Genomic DNA, 19914 nt, shown 5'->3' with positions numbered 1-19914 from the left:
TCCGGGCTCCGACCCAGTAGGCAGTGTCCATGGAGCCTACTGGGGAGCCCTGCGTGGTGACACTCCGTTTCCGCCTCCGGGCTCTGACCCAGTAGGCTCGGCACCCATGAGCGAGCGCAGCGAGCCCCAGCCGTGAGCAGCATCCAGGTGGCCGATCAAACCTTCGTCGCCGCGTCCGGTGCCGCGGTCGCCGAGGTCCTGGCCGATCGGTCCAGGTGGCGGCAGTGGTGGCCCGACCTCACCCTCGAGGTGCGAGAGGATCGGGGCGACAAGGGGATTCGCTGGTCGGTCGCGGGCCCGCTGACCGGCACCATGGAGGTCTGGCTCGAGCCCTCGCTGGACGGGGTGATCCTGCACTACTTCATGCACGCCGAACCGCCTGTGGCGCAGACGCTGCCGGCGCGGACCCTGATGGCGGCCAATCGGTCCCGGCGGGTGGCCGGTAAGAAGATGTCGTTCGAGGTGAAAGCACGGCTGGAGGCCGGCCGCCCGGCCGGTGTGGCGCCGTCACGCTAGGTCGAAAGGAAACCCTGTCAGTCATGGCCGACCGGACGCAGAGGTCGATCATCGTCGATGCCCCCTCGGATCGCGTGATGGCCGTCATCGCCGATCTGCCGTCGTATCCCGAGTGGGTGTCGGCGGCACGATCGGTGGACGTACTGGAGACCTTCCCGGATGGGCGCGCGCGCACGGCACGATTCGTGCTCGACGCCGGCGTCGTCAAGGACACCTACGTGCTGTCCTACACCTGGCGCGCGGACGGCCGGGCGGTGAGCTGGAAACTCGAGAGCGGTGAGTTGCAGAAGGCGCAGGACGGCACCTACGAGCTCATCGACCAGCCCGACGGCACCACCCAGGTGGTGTACGAGCTGACCGTGGACCTCACCATCCCGATGATCGGGATGTTCAAGCGCAAAGCCGAGAAGGTGATCACCGATACGGCCCTCAAGGAACTCAAGAAACGGGTCGAAGGCTGACCCGGGCCGCGCACGGCCGGGCAGCCGTCACGACCCGGCTCGAACTGTTCATCGGCAAGGGCGGAGTCGGTAAGACGACGCTGGCCTGCGCGGCGGCCATCGCGGCGGTGCAGGCCGGGCAGCGGGTGCTGGTCGCCTCGATCGATCAGGCCCATTCTCTCGGTGACGCACTGGGTTTCCGTTTCGAGCACGATCCCGGCGCGGTGGCCGGGGTGGTCACCGTCGCGCCCGGATTCGACGTCATCGAGATCGATTCCCTTGCGCTGCTGGAGGATCGGTTCCGTGATGTGGTGCGGCTGCTGGCCACCGGCGACCACGATCACGGTGTCGATCTCGCCGCGCTGGACCCGGCCGAGCTGACCGGGCTACCGGGTGTGCAGGAATTGCTGGCGCTGACCGAGGTCGCCCAGTTCGCCGGTGAACAGGACTGGGATCTGATCATCGTCGACTGTCCGCCCTCGGCGGACATGCTGCGCATCGTCACCGCACCGGACACCCTGCTCGGTTATCTGGAACGAGTGTGGCCCGCGCACGCGCGGGTGCTCAGCGCGACCGGTACCGATGTGCGGCGTGCGGTCCTGGCGGCGACGGTGGAGCGAATCGTCCTCGCGGTCACCGCGATCCGGGATCTGCTGGCCGATCCGCATCGCACCGGAGCACGGCTGATCACCGGCGCCGAGCGGGTCGCACTGGCGGAGTCCACGCGGGTGCGCTCGGCGGCGGCGCTGCTCGGGATGCGCCTGGACGCGGTCGTCGTGAACAAGGTGCTGTCCCCGGTGCCCGCGCCGGAGGGGCCGCCGCATCCGGCGGTGGACTGGTATCTGCAACGCCGCGCCGAACAACTCGAGGTGATCGCCGATCTGCGCCGCCGCATTCCCGATGTCGCGGTGACCATCGCCCACCACAGCGGGCCGGAACCGGTCGGCCCGCGCGCGCTGGCGGCCCTCGCCCAAGCGCTGCCCGTCCGTGGCAACCCGGCGGCCGCGGCGGCAGACCCTATGCTGGGCGATGCGGCGCCGGAATCCGGCGAGGCGGCAGGGGAGCCGGAGGTGCGGTGGGAATCGGGCACCGGGCTGGAATCGGTTTTCACGCTGCGACTGCGCCTGCCCGTGGTCGACCCGGGCACGTTGCGACTGGGACGAGTGGAGGACGATGTGATCGTGGGAGCGGACGGGGTCCGGCGGCGCCTACGCCTGGCGCCGGTATTGCGGCGATGCACGGTCGAGGGTGCCGAACTCGACGGTGCACAGCTCGTCGTGCGGTTCCGGCCCGATCCGGAAGTCTGGCCGCAATGACCCACGCCCACCCCGACGAGGACACCTTCGGCGAATTCGCCACGGAGCTGCGCGCACTGGCCGAGGTGCTGCTCGAACGTATCGAGCCCACGCTGCGCCGCGCGGCCGCCGACAACCGTGAATGGGACAGCTGCAGCTGGTGCCCCGTCTGCGCGGCCGCGGCCCTGGTGCGCGGTGAACACCACGATGTGGTGGCGGCGGTGGCCGATCACGGCACCGCGATCGTGACGGTCCTGCGCGAGGCCCTGGCCGGAGTTCCGGTGGAGCCGCTGCTGCCCGACGACCTCGCCGAACCAGGATCCGATACCGCCACGAGCGATGGCGATCATGAGTCGCGTCCGGACGCGGATCGGTTGCGCGAGAAGAACTCTCGTGCCGGGGCCGATCCGGAGGCGACCGGACGGGTTCGCGGGGAGGCGGCCGGGCGTGCTGGGCGCGGGCGGCATTCGGCGACCGAGCGGCCGGGCTACATTCCCATCCCGGTGCGGATCAAGAAATGACCACCCGGACGGGACGGGAGATCCCACTGACGGTCGGCATCGATGTCGGCGGCACCAACATCCGCGCCTCGGTCGTCGACGGGAACGGTGAGGTACTCGATACCGTGCAGGCGCCCACGCCGCATTCGGCACCGGCGCTGGAGGACGGCCTCGATCGCGCGGTGCGCGAACTGTGCGCCCGCCACGAGATCGGTGCGGTCGGGCTGGCGGTCGCCGGATTCGTCGACGAATCCCGTACCACGGTGCGCTTCGCACCGCATCTGCCGTGGGAGGACACCGAGGTGGCCGGGCGGCTCACCCGGCGCCTGGGGTTACCGGTCATTCTCGAACACGACGCCAACGCCGCCATGTGGGCGGAGTACCGGTTCGGCGCGGCGGCCGGCGCCCACAACGGTGTGCTGGTCGCCATCGGCACCGGGATCGGCGCCGCGCTGCTGCTGGAGGGCCGGCTCTATCGCGGGAGTTACGGTGTCGCACCGGAACTCGGGCATCTGCAGGTGGTGCCGCACGGGCGGGTGTGCCCGTGCGGCAAACGTGGCTGCTGGGAACGTTATTGCAGTGGAACCGCGCTGGTCGACACCGCGATCGAGATGCTCGCCACCGATCCGATGCCCTCGACGATTCTCGCCCGCGAGGTGGTCGGCGACCCCGGGTCGCTCACCGGACGCCGGGTCGCGGGCGCCGCCCAGGACGGCGATCCGGTGGCACTGCACGTGATGGCCGATTTCGCCCGCTGGCTGGGGCTCGGGCTGGCCTTCGTCAGCGATATCTTCGACCCGGATCTGATCGTCATCGCCGGTGGGGTCGGTTCCTCGGCGCCACTGTTCCTCGACGACGCCCGCGAGCACTATGCCGCCGCGATCACCGGTGGCCGGCATCGCCCGCTCGCCCGCATCCGCACCACCCAGCTCGGCGAGGCCGCCGGAATGATCGGCGCGGCCGAGCTGGCACGTGCCGCGCTGGATGCCGACGGCGAGCGCCGGGCGAGCGCCGACCGCGGTACGAACACCTCCGCACGCGGTCGGGCACGCACCGCCGCGGGCCGCGAGTGAGGATCCGCCCGGGGTATCACCAGGGCCGGTTCGGGGACAACGCATCGCCCGAGCGCCGATCAATCGATGCCCGGTCGGTTTCCGCCCGGGGAAGCGGCTGTCGGGTACCCGAATTCACCACTGTGATTTCGGGCATGTGAAATACCTCGTGTGGGGTTGGTCGCAGCTGGTCGGCGACGGTAGAGTCGGGTCCGACGGAGGCGCCCGCGACGAGGCCGGTCCCGTTCCACAATTAAGGGGAAAGGACGCAATGTTCTACTGGCTGCTCAAATTCGTGCTGGTCGGGCCCTTCATGCACGTGTACAACCGTCCCAAGGTCGAGGGCGTGGAGAATATCCCCGCCGACGGAGCAGTCATCCTCGCCGGTAATCATCTGTCGTTCACCGACTGGTTGTTCACCCCATTGCTGAGCCCGCGCCGGATCACCTATCTCGCGAAGGCGGAATACTTCACCACCCCGGGATTCAAGGGCCGGTTGCAGAAATTCTTCTTCTCGGGCGCCGGCCAGTACCCGATCGACCGCAGCGGTGCCAGTGCCGCGGAATCCGCGCTCGAAGCCGCCCGCACACTTCTCGGCGAGGGCCGCATGGTGGGCCTGTACCCGGAGGGCACCCGCTCACCCGACGGTCGTCTGTACAAGGGCAAGACCGGTGTGGCACGCCTCGCCCTGGAGACCGGCGTCCCGGTGATCCCGGTGGCGCTGATCGGCACCGACGAGGTGTGCCCGCCCGGACCGTTCCGGTGGCGGCATCGTCGCGTCACCGTCAAATTCGGTGCGCCGATCGACTTCTCGCGTTACGAGGGGATGGGCGGTAACCGTTTCGTCGAGCGTGCGGTCACCGACGAGATCATGTACGAGCTGATGCGGATGTCGGGACAGGAATACGTCGACGTCTACGCCTCCAGCCTGAAGAAGAGCGTGCCCGCCGGCAGTCGCCCCGAGGCGGAGCGGATTCCGGAGACTCTCGCGAGCTGATCCGGCACCACACCGAACACCATGACCGCGCCCCGGCTGATCAGCCGGGGCGCGGTCATGTGCTGTCAGCGCTTGTCGATCGCCGCGCCACTGCGGCGGAAGGCTTCGATCGCCTCGTACTTGGCCAGATTGTGCCGGGCGTCGGCGAGTGCGTCGTGCGCGTCCGCCGGGACCGGCGGCAGCTCCGGGCGCCCGTACTGATCCCAGTGCTGCCGTAGTTCGTTGGTGTAGCGCGGCATCGCCGCGGGCAGATCCACCATCGAGCCCCACAGCTGGCACAACGCGACATGGTCGTAGGCGCCGACCCACGCCCACAACTCCGGGCGGACCGTGGGCCGCGGGACCAGGAAGTTGTAGAGATCGTCGCGGATCCGCTGCCGGCTGCGCCACAGCGGCGACGAGGGGGAGGGAAGTTTCGGCAGCACATTGCGCCGCACCCATTGCCCGGCCCGATCCGGATCGAATTCGGTCGACACCGCGTAATATTCCCGACCGTCCTCGCAGACCACGCCGATCGAGATCAGTTCGATCGTCGTGCCGTCCTCGATGAATTCCGAGTCGTAAAAATATTTCACCCGGTCGTGCCTTTCCCGGTTCGTCGTGTGCTGGCATGGCGATACGCCTGCCGGGCCGCCCGGCCCGGCTCGCGCTCGAGGGTACGGCCCCGCCGGTCCGCGCCCATTCATCGCCCCCTACCCTCCGGGTTACCCGGTGATTGCGCGAGGTCCGTATTCTGATGTCGTGAACTGGACCGTCGACGTACCGATCGATCGCTTGCCGGAACTGCCGCCGTTGCCCGACGAGCTCCGTCGGCGCCTCGACGCCGCACTCGCTCGCCCCGCCCTCCAGCAGCCGTCGTGGGACCCGGAGCAGGCCGAGACCATGCGCACCGTCCTCGAGAGCGTGCCGCCGCTGTGCGTGCCCGCGGAGGTCGAAGAACTGCGCCTGCGGTTGGCCGAGGTGGCTCGCGGCGAGGCCTTCCTCATGCAGGGCGGTGACTGCGCGGAGACCTTCGCCGACAACACCGAGCCGCATATCCGTGGCAATATCCGCACTCTGCTGCAGATGGCGGTGGTATTGACCTACGGTGCGAGCCTGCCGGTGGTGAAGCTGGCCCGGATCGCCGGCCAGTACGCGAAGCCACGCTCTTCCGATGTCGACGCGCTGGGCCTCAAGTCCTATCGCGGCGATATGGTCAACTCGCTGGTCGCCGACGCGGCCCTGCGTGAGCACGACCCCTCCCGGCTGGTGCGGGCCTACGCCAATGCCAGCGCCGCGATGAATCTGGTGCGCGCGCTGACCGGTGCCGGTATGGCAGATCTGCACAAGGTGCACGACTGGAACCGTGATTTCGTCGCCCAGTCGCCCGCGGGCGCCCGCTACGAGCAGATGGCCTCCGAGATCGATCGTGGCCTGGCCTTCATGAATGCCTGCCGGGTGCAGGACCCGAGCCTGCAGTCGGCCAAGATCTACTGCAGCCACGAGGCGCTGGTCCTCGACTACGAGCGCGCGATGTTGCGCCTGGCCCCCAATGCCGCCGGTGATCCGGTGCTCTACGACCTGTCGGCACACTTCCTGTGGATCGGGGAGCGGACCCGCCAGCTCGACGGTGCCCATGTGGCCTTCGCCGAACTGCTCGCCAATCCGATCGGGATCAAGATCGGTCCGAGCACCACGCCGGACCAGGCTGTCGAGTACGTCGAACGCCTCGATCCCAACAACGAGCCCGGCCGGCTGACGCTGGTGGCGCGGATGAGCAACAACAAGGTGCGCGACGTATTGCCGCCGATCATCGAGAAGGTGCGGGCCACCGGGCATCAGGTGATCTGGCAGTGTGATCCGATGCACGGCAACACCCACGAATCCTCCACCGGTTACAAGACCCGGCACTTCGACCGCATCGTCGACGAGGTCCAGGGATTCTTCGAGGTTCATCACGCGCTGGGTACCCACCCGGGCGGCCTGCACATCGAGCTGACCGGTGAGAATGTCACCGAATGCCTCGGAGGCGCCCAGGACATCTCCGACCTGGACCTCGAGAACCGGTACGAAACGGCTTGCGACCCACGCCTGAACACCCAGCAGTCGCTGGAGCTGGCATTCCTGGTCGCCGAGATGCTGCGGTGACGGATCGACCGTAGTGGATCTCGTATTTCGTAACGATGAGGGCCCGGCGCGTGGTGATGGCCGCGCGCGCGGGGACGTTCCGGCGAGCGCACAGAGCTCGATGCGTATCGGCAACGCCGATCGCACCATCCTGCGCCTGCTGCGCGATCGCGACCGCGACGGTATTCCGTCGGAGGTGGTGCTGCGCGACGGCAGCCGTCTGCTGATCTTCAACATCTCGTGGGGCTACGAGATCGCCTGGGACTTCGAGGTTTCGCGTGGTTATGCCCCGGTTGCCGCGGCCGCGCAGATCACCACCAACATCAGCCCGAGTATGGGCGGTGTCCCGGTGGAGGTGTTCACGACCGCCGCGGTGGTGGCGATCAACGACCCGGAAACAGGCGACCCCTTGCTGGCGGTCGGTTGACCAGCTGTGGCGTGGCGTGATCGTGACATGACATCGAAAAGTTAACTGTTCGGTTGCTGAACTGCCAAACCTGCGTTAGGTTTCCAAGGGTGGGACTGCAGCGGCACCAGGGCTGCGCGGCACATGTTCGGAGAGGATCGCCATGCAGGGCATTTCGGTAGCCAGGGGATTGCGTTCGGCCGCAGATCGTTCCATCACTGCTGGTCGAACTTCTAACAGGCAGATCACTCCGCTTGCGGAACATGTCCTCGAGATCGATGGGGCGCCCGTGACCATCGTGATCGAACGCCCCGAGGTCGACCGGGCCGGAATCGCTTGGCGATGCCGGTTGCGGGTGGTACGCGGTAACGGGCGGCTGGAACAGTCACAGGTCGTCGGAGGCAGCGCCAGCGCGGTGCTGCAGCAGGCACTCGATCTGGCCAGTGAACGACTCGGTATCAGCGAGGCCGAACTGCTCGGTGGCGCCGATGTGGGTGGCGTACTCGGGTGAGACCGAGCTCGGATCAGAACGGCAGTACGGTGAGGGTGACCGTGGCCCCGGGAGCGACATTCGACCCGGCGAACGGCGACTGCACCCGGACGGTGCCGCGGTCACCGGTGAACACCTGATTCAGCACGACCTTCAGGCCCAGGCCCTCGAGTTCGGTGCGGGCGACGGAGGCGTTCTTGCCCGTCACATCCGGAACCTGAACCGAATTGGAGACCAGCAGTGTCACCGAGGCGCCCGACAGCAGCTGGGTGCCCGCGGCGGGATCGCTGCCCGCGACCTGACCGGATGTCACCCGGCCGTCGAACTCCTCACGGGTTCCGGCGACCGAGATACCGGCGTTCTGCAGGACGGATCTGGCCTCTTCCACAGTCTTGCCGCGCACATCCGGCACTTTCACCGGCTGTGACCCCTTGCTCCGGTAGACCTTCACCTGCGCTCCGGTGGGCAGCACCGTGCCGGGGACCGGATCCAGTTGTGCCACCGACCCTTTGGGGGCGGTGCTGGGCTGCTCCCCGGCATCGACCGGTTGCAGCCCGGCGTCGCGGATGAGCTGATTCACCGTCTTCGTATCCTGGCCCGGCTGAAACTGCGGGACGTGCGGTTGCCCGCTCGAGACCAGGACCGCGACCGTCGACCCCTTCAGTACCTTGGCCCCGGCCGAGGGATCGGTGCCCACCACGCCGCCGACGGGAATGATGTCGGACGCCTTCTCACGCACCGTCGTGCCGAAACCGGCATTCTTCAATGATGTGGTGGCCTGTTCGGTACTCATTCCGGCGATCGGTGGTACCGACGAATATCGGCCCACACCCAGCCACCAGCCGCCGAGGCCGAGCAACAGCGCCAGCGCCACCACCACGGCCGCCCAGACCAGCACTCGGCGGCGCGATCCACCCCGATCGGGAACGAACTCCTGGCGGTGCGGGGGCTGCGGAGGCTGCGGGCGATCGTATTCGGATTCATGCATCGCGTGGGGCGCCGTCATGACCCGGGTATGGCTGGGCTCGGCCGCCATCCTGGTCGTCGCCTCGGTGACCGGTCCGCCGGTGTACTCGTCGGCCGCGGCCGGTGTCTGCGGGATCCGGTAGCGCGAGGACAGATGTTCGGCCGATTCCCGAGGCGCGGGCACCCGATAATCGGGCAGGTGCAGGACGGTGGCCAGCCGATGCAGTTCCGCCGCCATCTCGGTGGCGTCGGCGAAGCGGTGCGCGGGTTCACGCGCGGTGGCCCGCGCGACCAGCTCGTCGATCTCCGGCGGGACACCCTCGATGAATTCACTCGGGCTCGGGACATCCTTCTCGACCCGCTGATAGGCGATCGACAGCGAGGTGTCGCCGGTGAAAGGCGGACGGCCGGTGAGCATCTCGAAGATCAGGATGCCGAAGGAGTAGACATCGCTGCGGGCGTCGGCACTGCCGGAGGTGACCTGCTCCGGTGACAGATACGCCGCGGTGCCGAGGATGACGCTGGCGGAGGTCAGATTCGAACCAGCCACGGCGCGGACCAGCCCGAAATCGGCGATCTTCACCTCGCCGGCGTCGGAGATCAGCACATTCTCGGGTTTGACATCGCGATGTACCAGCCCGGCGGCATGGGCGACGCCGATGGCGCGCAGTACCGGTTCGGCCACCGCGCGCACCGCGTGCGGCGGCATCGGCCCGCGTTCGCGCAGCAGTTCGCGCAGGGTGCCGCCCTCCACCAGCTCCATGATCAGGAACGGATACTCCCCGTCGATGCCCTGGTCGTAGACCGCGACCAGAGAGGAGTGTTTGAGCTTGGCGACCGATCTGGCCTCGAATTCGAAGCGGGTCAGGAACTGCGGATCGCCGGAGAACTTCGGGTCCATCACCTTGATGGCCACGGGCCGGTCCAGCCGGGTGTCGACGCCCCGGAATACCATCGACATCCCACCGCGCGCGATCGGCGCATCGATGCGGTAGCGCCCGTCCAGCATCTGGCCGATCAACTGCAGTCCTCCGAATTTCACCTAGCGGATGCCGCCCCCACGACGGCATACCCGATCGTATAGGCGCACACCGTCAGGGTCCTCTGTGACGTGCATACGCGGTGGTGGAAACCGGGCGTACGCCGTATCCCGGCGGGGACGGACTACCGTTGTGCGGGTGAGTGCATTTCCCTGCAGCGACGATGTCGTTCCCGAATCGGTCACCCTGCTCCCGTTGCCGGATGTGGCCGAACAACTCGGTATCGCGGTGACCAGAGTGCATCAGATGCTGCGTGACCACCAGATGATCGCGATCCGCCGCGGCGGTATCGCGGGTATCCCGAAGGATTTCTTCGATTCGTCGGGCGAGGTCGTCAAATTCCTGCCCGGCCTCATCACGGTGATGCGCGACGCGAAGTACAGCAACGAGGAGATCCTGGAGTGGATCTACACCGCCGACGAATCGTTGCCCGGCCGTCCCATCGACGCCATGCACGGCCCGCTGGCACGTGAGGTCGTCCGCCGCGCCGCCGCCGAACCCTTCTGATCCGGGGCGCCGCCGGTCGCCGACTACCGGACCGGTGGTCTCGCGCCACCGGCCGCGCTGCGGGTCACAGCAGGCCGTCGTGGGTCCGGCGTGCGGTCGCCGAGCACAAGCCCGCGCCGAGCTGGGCGGCGGCGACCCGCAATCGCCGCCGGGCCGGAACGGTGGCGCGGCGATCGAACACGGCGTAGTCGCCGCGCTCGATCTCGTCGAGAATGTCGGCGTAGAGCACCGCGGCGGTGCGGATGGCGGGCCGGACCCGCGGCTGCAGCAGGTCCACCCCCGCCGCGGCGGTCCGGTAGAGCGCGCGATTGGTGGCGATGAGATGGGCCAGCGCCCGGCGCACCCGGGGGTCGGTCCGGCCGGTGTGCCGGCAGTGCGCGAGTAGGACCTCGTCCACCCCGAAGGCAGCGAGCTCGTCGGCCGGTAGGTAGATGCGCCCGCGATCGAGATCCTCGGCCACATCGCGCAGGAAGTTGGTGAGCTGGAACGCCTCACCCAGCGCCGCGGCCGCCGGCTCCGCCTCCGCGACCGGGACGACGGTACCGAGGACGGGCAGCAACTGCAGTCCGATCGCCGCCGCCGAACCGCGCATGTACTCCCGCAGCTCGGACATGTCGGCGTACCGGTCGCGGAACAGCGGGCTGCCCGGCACGTCCATCCGCATGGCGTCGAGGAAGACCCAGAAATGCTCGGGCGCAATGCGATACCGGTCGATGGTGTCGATCAGCGCCGTCTCCACCGGGGACGTGCCCCCGGAACCCGGGCCCGACGCGGATCGTGGTGAGCTGCTCGCGATGGTCAATGCCGCACGGAGCCGCCCTTCGATGTCGTCGAGCCGGGTGGCCGCCGGCCGCGCGGGCGCACCGGCGGGATGATCGACGACATCGTCGACGCCGCGGGCGAAGGCGTAGAGCGCGTGGATCGCGGCGCGCCGCGGTGCCGACAGCAGCCGGGTGGCCAGGAAATAGGTGCGTCCGTGTTCGGCGGCGATCGCCTTGCAGTGCCGGTACGCGGCAGCCAGCTCGGCATCGCGGGTGATCATTGCTTGGATCTGGCCGAATCCGCGCGCAGCCGCAACGGATCCACCTTTCGCAGCGACAGCGCCGCCACCACCGCGACGAAGGTGGCCGCGGCGACATGCCAGATGTTGTACAGGCCGATCGATCCGCCCGGCTGGAACACCAGCATCAACCAGGTGCACAGGCCGACCAGCACCATCAGCGTGGGGGTGGACATGGCGAAGCCGGCGGCCAGCGCGAGCGGCCACGAGTAGTACCAGGGCAGCGCCGCGGGGGACAGGATCACGATGGCGACGAAGGCGATGAGAATGCCCATCACCGCCTGTCGCTCGGTGTTGCGATAGCGCCACCATGTCCAGATCAGGATGCCCACCAGCGCGACCGCGCACAGCGCGCGTGTCACCACCAGCACCTCGCCGAGGCTGAACGGCGTCACCCAGGTGACCATGTGCGCCATGATGGTGGGCAGCGACAGCCAGTTGATGATCTTCTTCGAGCCCGACAGTGCGGTCAGCCAGCCGATTCCGACACCGGCCGCGGCCGAAGCGGCGACGAACACCACCGCGAACACCGACACCCCGAGCCCGGCGATCTTGGCGAATGTCCGGATCGGATGTGGCAGCGGCCCCTTGTTCTCCGCCGCCCGTCGCTCACGTTCGTGAATCATCCAGATCCACACCAGGAACGGCAGCGCCACGCCCGCGGTCGCCTTGATCGCAACGCCGATCGCGACCACCACCACACCGGCGACATGATGACGTTCGAGGACGAGGGCGATACCGGCGGCCATCAGGCCGACCATCAGCATCTCGTTGTGCACACCGCCGATGAGATGGATGAGCACCAGCGGATTGAGCACGGCGAGCCACAGCGCCACGGTGGGCTTGCCACCGAGATGTTTGGTCATGTGCGGAACGGCCCACATCATCAGCGCCAGACCGGGCAGCATGACCAGCCGCATGGCGATGGTCCCGGCCACCACGTTGTCACCGGTGATACTGGTGATGGCCTGTCCCATCAGCAGGAAGATCGGACCGTACGGCGCGGTGGTGGTGGTCCACACCGGGCTGACATTGTCCAGCAGCACACCGGGGCTCACCACCGGCCCGACCGTGTACGGGTCGTACCCGTCGCGCAGCAGCGCGCCCTGCGCCAGATAGGAATACACGTCCTGGCTGAACATCGGGACCGCGAACAGCAGCGGCAGGATCCAGATGCCCACGGTGATGCGCAACTCGTTGAGCGTCACGGTGCTGGCCGGACGCTCGGTCCCGCGGTAGGGGCCGGTGCCGATGGTGATGCGCCCCAACCGGACCCAGGCGATGATCATCGACAGCACGCCCAGCCACACCACGATGGTGGCCAGGGCGTAACCGTGCCCGAAACGAAGCCACGACAGATGGGCCGATTCCAGCAGCGGATCGTTGCGGCGGACCGCACCGGCGCCCAGACCACCGAAGGTGATCATGACCGCACCCCAGAAACCGAGCAGAGCGGCGTGGCCCTCCGGGCTGCGGAAGAAATCTCCGGCCCAGCGCACCCACCAGCGCACGGTGTGCGCGGCGGGTTCCGGTACCGGCAGTGTCGCTACCGGTGCCGTGGTGACCGTGCTGGTCACGGGTGTTGTCACAGGCGCGGTATCCATATCGGGGGTCGGCATGGTTCGTCTTCCCCCCGGGATGTCGGTGCGGTCGAGGACCGCGGCGAGTGGTTGGTCGCGGGCCAGTTTAATGGTTTGCCGGCAACACTAGCGCGCCGGTCGGCGCGTTGGCGCCGGCGACGTGCCGCGAGGAGCCGACAACACGTTCGGCGGCCAGTTTGCCCGACAGCAGGGCCGTCGGCACCCCGACACCCGGTGTGGTACCGCATCCGGCCAATACGACATTGCCCGGTGTGCGCGCGAGGTTGCGCGTGCGGAAGGGGCCGGTCTGGCGGAACAGGTGTGCGGCCGAGAACGGAGTCCCGGCGATCATGCCGCGATCGTGCCAGGTCTGCGGGGTGTCGAGGTGGTCGACGGTGAAGTGCTCTGCGATCCCGTGATATCCCCGCGCCTGCAGCACGTTCAGCAGTTCGCTCAGATACGCGGGCCCGATCCGTTCCCAATCCAGCGGGGCCGCACGCAGATTCGGGCACGGTGCCAGCAGCGACAGTGGCTCCCACGTTCCGGCGGCGCGTTCGACGAACTGGGTGGGATCCGACAGCGCCGGCCGGGTCAGCAGCAGCGACGGGTCGCTCATCAGCCGTCCGCGGCCGCGCCGGGCCGTGAGTTCGCGGAAGGTGCGATCCCACTCCTGCCCGAATTCGATGGTGTGATGAGCCTGGACCGGCCACCGGGCCGCGACCTCGGCCGGAACGGTGCCGTGTGCGACGACCGCCGACGGCGAGGCGCGCAGCGGGCGGCGGCGGTGGATGCCGAACCGGTCCAGCGATCCCAGATCGGCGGTCAGCACCACCGCATCGCAGTAGAATCCGCGGCCGTCCGCGGTGCGCACGCGTCGTGCCCGCCCGTCGCGGTAGTCGATCCCGGTGACCTCGCAGTTCAGTTCCAGCCGCCCGCCGGCGCCGGTGAACGCCGCGGCCAGGGCCGCGGTGACGGCGCGCATTCCGCCCACCGGGAAGTACACCCCCAGCGACGTGTCCATATGGGGGATGGCGCCGTAGACCGCCAGCGCCTGGGCCGGGGCCGTACCCGCGTACAGCGCCTGAAAGGTGAACAGCCGGGCCAGCTCCGGATCCCGCAGAATTCGATGCACCCGCGGCCCCAACCGGCCGAAGGCGCCGAGCCGTACCAGATCCCACAGGGCCGCCCGCTTGGCCGGGAGGCGCACCATATCCAGTGGCGAATCGAAATTGGTATCCATGAACTCGCCGTAGGACGCGGTGTAGATCCGCGCCAGCCAGCGGCGAAGTTCCAGGTAGCGGCCAGCCTCCTCGGGGCCGCGGGTGCGGCGTACCTCGGCGGCCATCGCCTCGGGGTCGGCGTGGACGCCGATGATCGTGCCGTCGGCGAAACGTGCCCGGTACGACGGATCCACGGGATGGATCCGCAGATCGTGCGCCGCGGCATCGGAGCCGACCGCCGCCAGCGCCTCCTCGACCAGCCCGGGCAGGGTGAGCACGGTGGCACCGGAATCGATCTCGTAGTCCGGGCCGCGATGAAACCCCACCCGGCCACCGGGATCCCCGGCGCGTTCGATCAGGGTGACCGCGCGTCCGGCACCGGTCAGGTGGAGTGCGGCGGCCAGACCGGAAAGCCCGGCGCCCACCACCACGATTCGATCGGTAGGTCCCGCAACGGTTCTCATGCCACGCGCCGGGTCGCCGCCAGCGCCATCGCGCGCAGCCGGGCGCCGGCTTCCGGGGTGACCGAGCTGGCGGCCAGGGCGCCCAGTCCCCGTTCGGTCAGCTCCGTGATGCGCCGTTCCACATCGTCGACGGCTCCCAGATCGGTGATCATGGCACGCAGCCGGGTGACCTGTTCGGGACTCAGATCGGTGCCGAGCGACTCGCGCAGCAGGCCCGCCGCGGCCGGATCGCCGGCGTCGGCGCGGCGCAGTGCCTCGGCCACGAGCACGGTGCGCTTGCCCTCGCGCAGATCGTCACCGGAGGGTTTGCCGGTGACGGCGGGGTCGCCGAAGACACCGAGCAGATCGTCGCGCAGCTGGAAGGCGATCCCGATATCGGTGCCGAACTCGCGATACGCCGTAATCAGGTCCGCGTCCGCACCGGCCAGTGCCGCCCCCAGGTGCAGGGGCCGCTCGACGGTGTAGGCGGCGGTCTTGTACCGATTGATCCGCAGCGCCGCGGCCACCGAATCGTCGGCACCGGCCTCGCCGTGCACATCGAGCAGCTGTCCGCCCATCACCTCGGTGCGCATCGCCGCCCACACCGGGGCGAACCGGCCACGGGCCGCGGCGTCGAGCCCGGCGGCGGCGATCATGTCGTCGGCCCACGACAGGGCCAGATCACCGAGCAGGACGGCGACGCTCACACCGAAGTGCGCGGAATCCCCGCCCCAGCCGCGTTCGCGGTGGCGGCGTTCGAAATCCACGTGCACGGTGGGAAATCCGCGCCGGGTGCGGGAGGAATCGATGATGTCGTCGTGGATCAGCGCGCACGCCTGCACCAGTTCGAGGGCCGAGCACGCGGTGAGAACCGCCTCGGCATGGGGTCCGTCGGGATCACCCCCGGCGCCCAGCCAGCCGGTCCACGCGAAGGCCGGGCGGGTGCGCTTACCACCGCGCAGGACGAAGTCCTCGAGGGCGGCGGTGGCGTCGACGAATACCGGTCCCAATTCCGAAACCAGTTCACCGCGACCGGCGAAGAAGCCGGTCAGTGCCTGTTCGACCGCTTGCACCAGTGCCGCGGAATCGTTCGGCGCCGGACGTGCCGGGCTGGCCGGACCAACGGACAACGCAACCTCCAGATAGTTTCCATCGGCGGGCCGTAACGGGCGGGCCGGAAGTCACTCCGGTGCGCCACGGGGAACGGCCGCGCTGGCCGTGACCCGCCGGACCACCAGAACCTTACTGCGTCGGTTCCACCGCCCGGCATGGCCTTAGGTGGGGGGTGAGCCCGGTCGCAGCGGGTCACGCGCGATGGGTGGGGCCGGGTTCCGGACGCGGGCGGGGGCGTCGTCGGCAGCGGGACGGGCCGCCGGTACCTGCGCTCCTACTAGACTGAACCGGTGAGTTTCGACAACGTACGGGGACGATCGACCCCTGGCCGACCTTCCCGGACGCCGCAGGTTTCCGGAACTCCGTCCGTCGTCGGGCAGCTGCGGCCCCGGGCCGACGGCACCATCCCGTTCTCGGTGGAATTCAATCCGCCGCGCGACGAGGCGGCCGAGGCCCGGCTGTGGCGCGCGGCCCGCGAGTTCGAGCGCATGCATCCGGCATTCGTGTCGATGACCTACGGCGCGGGCGGTTCCACCCGCGATCGCACCGCGCGGATCACCGGTCAGCTGGCCCGCGAGACCACGTTGCTCACCGTCGCACATCTCACCGCGGTCGGCCACAGCGTGAGTGAGCTGCGGTCCATCATCGGCAGCTACGCCGATGCCGGCATCCGCAACATGCTCGTCCTGCGTGGTGATCCGCCGGGCGAGCCGCTGGGGGAGTGGACCAAACATCCCGAGGGTGTCGAATACGCCGAAGAACTGGTCCGCATGGTGTGCGGTCTCGGGGACTTCCACGTCGGGGTGGCATCCTTCCCGCAAGGGCACCACCGGTCTCCCGATCTCGATCACGACACCCGCTATCTGGTGTCGAAACTGCGTGCGGGAGCGGAGTATTCGATCACCCAGATGTTCTTCGACGTGGATCACTATCTGCGCCTGCGGGATCGGGTGGCGGCCTGCGACGCCGAACAGGGTGCCAAGCCCATCATTCCCGAGCTCATGCCGATCACCTCGCTGCGCACCGTGCAGCGGGCCGAGGAGTTGTCCGGCCGGGCGCTGCCCGCCGGGGTGATGCAGCGGCTGGAACGTGCGGCCGGTGACGACCCGGAGGCCAACCGCAGCGCCGTGCGCGCCGCCGGTATCGAGATCGCCACCGAGATCGGACAGCGGCTGATCGACGAGGGTGCCCCCTGCCTGCACTTCATCACCTTGAACTTCGCCAAGGCGACCACCGAGGTGCTCACCAATCTCGGCTATACCGTGACCGCGACGGCCGTGAGCGCCTGATCCTCGCCACACCGGCGAGTCGCCGCCGATTCGCGACGACCGGCGGTACTTTCTCTGCACCGTGATGACGCGGAGGCCGGCGCGTCGTGTTCGTGCGGCCCGCCGACCGACCCTGGTGCGGATGTTCCGCTCGAATCAGCAGCACCGACGAGACATGATGCGAAGTCCCGTCGGTGCGACCGGGCGCGGGTGTTCCGCAGAGACACAGGAGATTCGATGGCCGTGGTGAACAGTGTCGTCCGTCTTTCCGCCGCGATCGCCGTGACCGGCGCGCTGACCTTCGCGGGTGCGGTGAGTGCCACCGCCGCACCGCCGGACCCGCGCGCAGCCGTCGCGGCCGCGGGGTCGCCGGCCGCGGCCACCGATCTGCTCGGTGCCTATCAGGCCGCGGTCGACAGTGTGAAACAGCTCGGAATCGAGCCCTTCCTCTATCCGTCGGCGGCGGCGTTCTGTCAGGACGGCAGCACGCTGGGGCTGGTGCCGGCGCTGGCCGGAGCGGTGCCCGGCCCGTGGCCGCGGCTCGCGGTGCCGATTCCCGGATTGGATCTGTCCGCGGTGAAGGCGGGGCAGACGATGTTCGCCTTCGTGCCCTACGGCCTGGGCCCCGACAGCGCCGACACCTCCGGTATGCAGGTCGCGTGGTTCAACGCCTCGACCGGCCGGGGCGGCTTCGCGGCCATGGGCCCGATATCGCAGATCGTGGACTCGATGATCCCGCCGACACTGCCGCCGGAGGTACGCCCGGCATTCGAAAAGGGAATTCGCGACTTCTTCCTGTCCGCGTTGCCGGTCGGGGGCGTGCGCGCGGTGCCGGTGGACACCGGGTCCGGCACCGTGCTGGCGGCGATGTTCGGCACCGTTCGCAACGGCGACCGCACCTGCCTGTTCCTGCCGACGGTCGGCATCACTTCGGTGCCCTGAGCACCGATCGTCCCTTCCAGGTCAGCGTGCCGCGCCGGCGCGATCGCCGCGATCGCGCCGACAGGCGCAGGTAGGCGCCGACCGAGACCGGATGCGCGAGCGCGGCGGCGATATCGGCGCCGCGCGGTCCGGTTCCGGACTCCAGCGACCGTGCGAGCAGCCGGCTCGTGACGCCCAGTGTGTAGCCGAGGGCCCCGGTACGGCGCAGCCGTCCGGTGCCGAGAACCGCGGCCAGCGCGGGTAGTACACCGCTCAGCGCGGCGACGGCATCCACGGTGAGGGCACCGGCGGTGGACCCGTAGGCCGACCACAGCCACCGGGAGTAGCCCTCGTCGAGTTCCGCTGCGCCCCGGTACATCCGGGTACTCGCCAGATCTCCGGCGGCCACCAGCGTGGTGCGATGCCCACTCCGGCGCAGAGCCCGGGCCAGTGCAAGATCCTCGGTGATCGCGCCGGCCACCGCGGTGTGTCCGCCGACCGCGCGGTACACCATCGCGTCGAAGACCAGGAACTGGCCGCACGATACGGCGGTCGAGGGCCGCAGAGTCCGATCCGCGATCCGCACCGGCAGCGTGGTGGCCCATGACCAGCACAGCAGCGGCTGGACCAGGGCCTCGGCGATCGAACCGGATCGCTGGCAGGGCCACGGGGTCACCAGGCCCGCGCCGCTGCGGCGCAATTCGCTGACCGCCGCGGCGATCGCCCGCGGCCGCAATCGGACATCGGCGTCGAGGAAGATCAGGGCCCCCGGCGGTGAGTCCACGGAATCGGTGGTGACGCCGGCGATTTCTGCCAGCCGCGCACATGCCGCGGTCTTACCGGTCCAGCCTGGCGCGGGAGCGAGATCGGTGGAGACCACGGAGAATCGGTCGTCCTCGCCGATCGCCTCGACCGCCGCCGGGAAGGTGCCGTCGATGGAACCGTCGTCGAGAATCCATACCTGGAGCCGTGAAACACCCTGCTGGGCACGCAGATCCGCGATGAGTCCCGGCAACCGCGACGCCTCGTCGCGGGCAGGGACGACGACCATCACCGGCTCGATCACCGGCGTGGTGTCGGACCGCAACCGCCTGACGGCGAACAGATTCGCCAGCGCCAGTACACATCCCAGACCCGCCACCGCGGTACCTCCGGTGACGAGTGGACCGATCACCGCCCGCGGTGTGGCCACCGAATATCGGATCAGGCGTCCTGTCGCTCGCGTTGCTGCCAGGGCGCGGGATTGCGGAAAAGGTAGGCCAGCACGGCGACCATCGCCGCCACCGCGAGGGTGATACCACCGACGATGCCGGCCCACCCCGCGAAGGAACGCGTGTTCGGATCGGCGTAGCTCACCTCGGCCTTGACCGTGCTCACGTCACCGGCGGGCAGTTTCCACGAGACCGTCGAATCACCTTGGCGGGTGCCGTTGGTGGTGGCCACGCGTGCCGGGAAGGCGACGGTGAACTGGATGTCGGAGCCCTGCGGCGGAACGGATTTCAGATCCACCCGGCCGCTGAGGCTGACCTTGTCCCCGGCCCGGCTGAACTGCAGATTGAACATGCCCTGGGTCTGATCGGAGAGACCACCGAGCTGCTGCACCTCGCCGAAGGTCAGATCGTCGAAGTAGACCTGGCTGCCGACGTAACCGTCCTGACTGTAGGGCTCGACGCGGATCTTCGCCGCCAGGGTTTCGGGAGCCTTCAGTTCCGGGCCCTTGTCCTTGTCGTTGGCCGGAATCACCGCCGCCACGAGATGTCCGGAGACCCGGTCGTTGGACGACACCCCCATCGACACCTGGGCCCGCAGGCACCCGGCCAGCAACGGCGCGAGCAGAACGGCCAGCAACGCCACCGGCCAGATGCGATGACGGCGGGGCCGGCGTGGCGGGTGGGGCGAGTCGGGCATCGAAGGTGTCGGACGCGGCTGCACGGCACATATCGTGCCATGCGCCGCCGTGATCGTCGGCACGCGACGGGGTTTGCCGGGCCGGC

General features: G+C 69.0%; 20 protein-coding genes. 12 read left to right on the top strand and 8 right to left on the bottom strand.

From position 1 onward, the window contains the following. Positions 1-132: 132 nt before the first annotated feature. From AB0L57_RS17900 to AB0L57_RS17875, 6 genes are all read left to right on the top strand, one after another. Entirely contained in the window at positions 133-516 is a 384-nt protein-coding gene (locus AB0L57_RS17900) for a polyketide cyclase / dehydrase and lipid transport (RefSeq protein WP_364962990.1), read from the top strand. Between the two features lie 23 nt (positions 517-539). Beyond that, entirely contained in the window at positions 540-977 is a 438-nt protein-coding gene (locus AB0L57_RS17895; RefSeq protein ID WP_364962988.1) for an SRPBCC family protein, read from the top strand. Beyond that, the gene (locus AB0L57_RS17890; RefSeq protein ID WP_364963482.1) at positions 974-2272 is read left to right on the top strand and encodes an ArsA family ATPase; all 1299 of its coding nucleotides are present in this window, start codon (positions 974-976) and stop codon (positions 2270-2272) included. The genes AB0L57_RS17895 and AB0L57_RS17890 overlap by 4 nt, the downstream gene beginning before the upstream one ends. After that, a complete protein-coding gene (locus AB0L57_RS17885; RefSeq protein ID WP_364962985.1) occupies positions 2269-2772 on the top strand; it encodes a hypothetical protein in 504 nt (167 codons plus the stop codon). The genes AB0L57_RS17890 and AB0L57_RS17885 overlap by 4 nt, the downstream gene beginning before the upstream one ends. Continuing rightward, complete coding sequence (locus AB0L57_RS17880) at positions 2769-3824, top strand: ROK family protein (protein ID WP_364962982.1); 1056 nt, start codon at positions 2769-2771, stop codon at positions 3822-3824. The genes AB0L57_RS17885 and AB0L57_RS17880 overlap by 4 nt, the downstream gene beginning before the upstream one ends. A 250-nt stretch (positions 3825-4074) precedes the next feature. Beyond that, complete coding sequence (locus AB0L57_RS17875) at positions 4075-4800, top strand: lysophospholipid acyltransferase family protein (RefSeq protein WP_364962979.1); 726 nt, start codon at positions 4075-4077, stop codon at positions 4798-4800. 65 nt (positions 4801-4865) lie between these two features. On the opposite strand, the gene AB0L57_RS17870 is transcribed toward AB0L57_RS17875, so the two are convergent. Further along, complete coding sequence (locus AB0L57_RS17870; RefSeq protein ID WP_364962976.1) at positions 4866-5375, bottom strand: polyadenylate-specific 3'-exoribonuclease AS; 510 nt, start codon at positions 5373-5375, stop codon at positions 4866-4868. A 166-nt stretch (positions 5376-5541) separates the two neighbouring features. On the opposite strand from AB0L57_RS17870, the gene AB0L57_RS17865 reads away from it, so the two are divergent. From AB0L57_RS17865 to AB0L57_RS17855, 3 genes are all read left to right on the top strand, one after another. Next, positions 5542-6927: a class II 3-deoxy-7-phosphoheptulonate synthase gene (locus AB0L57_RS17865; RefSeq protein ID WP_364962974.1), complete on the top strand. Its 1386-nt coding sequence runs from the start codon at positions 5542-5544 to the stop codon at positions 6925-6927. Between the two features lie 13 nt (positions 6928-6940). Next, entirely contained in the window at positions 6941-7333 is a 393-nt protein-coding gene (locus tag AB0L57_RS17860; protein ID WP_364962971.1) for a hypothetical protein, read from the top strand. 268 nt (positions 7334-7601) lie between these two features. Continuing rightward, entirely contained in the window at positions 7602-7823 is a 222-nt protein-coding gene (locus AB0L57_RS17855; protein ID WP_364962968.1) for a hypothetical protein, read from the top strand. 13 nt (positions 7824-7836) lie between these two features. On the opposite strand, the gene pknB is transcribed toward AB0L57_RS17855, so the two are convergent. Then, entirely contained in the window at positions 7837-9810 is a 1974-nt protein-coding gene (gene pknB / locus AB0L57_RS17850; RefSeq protein ID WP_364962966.1) for a Stk1 family PASTA domain-containing Ser/Thr kinase, read from the bottom strand. Between the two features lie 136 nt (positions 9811-9946). Here pknB and AB0L57_RS17845 point away from each other — a divergent pair, with 136 nt between their 5' ends. Then, positions 9947-10315 carry an Rv2175c family DNA-binding protein gene (locus AB0L57_RS17845; protein ID WP_364962963.1) on the top strand — a complete coding sequence of 123 codons (369 nt, stop codon included), beginning with the start codon at positions 9947-9949 and terminating at the stop codon, positions 10313-10315. A gap of 64 nt (positions 10316-10379) precedes the next feature. Here AB0L57_RS17845 and AB0L57_RS17840 read toward each other — a convergent pair whose 3' ends face one another. The 4 genes from AB0L57_RS17840 to AB0L57_RS17825 all read right to left on the bottom strand — a co-directional run bounded on the left by AB0L57_RS17840 (position 10380) and on the right by AB0L57_RS17825 (position 15748). After that, the gene (locus AB0L57_RS17840) at positions 10380-11357 is read right to left on the bottom strand and encodes a phytoene/squalene synthase family protein (RefSeq protein WP_364962961.1); all 978 of its coding nucleotides are present in this window, start codon (positions 11355-11357) and stop codon (positions 10380-10382) included. Next, entirely contained in the window at positions 11354-12979 is a 1626-nt protein-coding gene (locus AB0L57_RS17835; RefSeq protein WP_364963479.1) for an alpha-(1->6)-mannopyranosyltransferase A, read from the bottom strand. The genes AB0L57_RS17840 and AB0L57_RS17835 overlap by 4 nt, the downstream gene beginning before the upstream one ends. Positions 12980-13061: 82 nt before the next feature. Further along, complete coding sequence (gene crtI, locus AB0L57_RS17830) at positions 13062-14639, bottom strand: phytoene desaturase family protein (protein ID WP_364962958.1); 1578 nt, start codon at positions 14637-14639, stop codon at positions 13062-13064. Beyond that, positions 14636-15748 (bottom strand): polyprenyl synthetase family protein, encoded by a 1113-nt coding sequence (locus tag AB0L57_RS17825; protein WP_364962956.1) that lies wholly within the window; start codon positions 15746-15748, stop codon positions 14636-14638. The genes crtI and AB0L57_RS17825 overlap by 4 nt, the downstream gene beginning before the upstream one ends. A gap of 273 nt (positions 15749-16021) precedes the next feature. Between AB0L57_RS17825 and AB0L57_RS17820 the strand changes: the two genes are divergently transcribed. Together AB0L57_RS17820 and AB0L57_RS17815 are read left to right on the top strand one after the other, a co-directional pair. Further along, a complete protein-coding gene (locus tag AB0L57_RS17820; protein WP_364962953.1) occupies positions 16022-17020 on the top strand; it encodes a methylenetetrahydrofolate reductase in 999 nt (332 codons plus the stop codon). Between the two features lie 216 nt (positions 17021-17236). After that, complete coding sequence (locus AB0L57_RS17815) at positions 17237-17941, top strand: hypothetical protein (protein ID WP_364962951.1); 705 nt, start codon at positions 17237-17239, stop codon at positions 17939-17941. Here AB0L57_RS17815 and AB0L57_RS17810 read toward each other — a convergent pair. Next, a complete protein-coding gene (locus tag AB0L57_RS17810) occupies positions 17925-19091 on the bottom strand; it encodes a glycosyltransferase family 2 protein (RefSeq protein WP_364963476.1) in 1167 nt (388 codons plus the stop codon). The two genes, AB0L57_RS17815 and AB0L57_RS17810, sit on opposite strands and share 17 nt — an antisense overlap. 32 nt (positions 19092-19123) lie before the next feature. Then, entirely contained in the window at positions 19124-19828 is a 705-nt protein-coding gene (locus AB0L57_RS17805) for a DUF3153 domain-containing protein (RefSeq protein ID WP_364962948.1), read from the bottom strand. Positions 19829-19914: the final 86 nt, after the last annotated feature.

The organism is Nocardia sp. NPDC052254 (assembly GCF_040679495.1).
Lineage (GTDB): Bacteria > Actinomycetota > Actinomycetes > Mycobacteriales > Mycobacteriaceae > Nocardia.
This window is presented reverse-complemented; position numbering and strand designations above follow the sequence as displayed.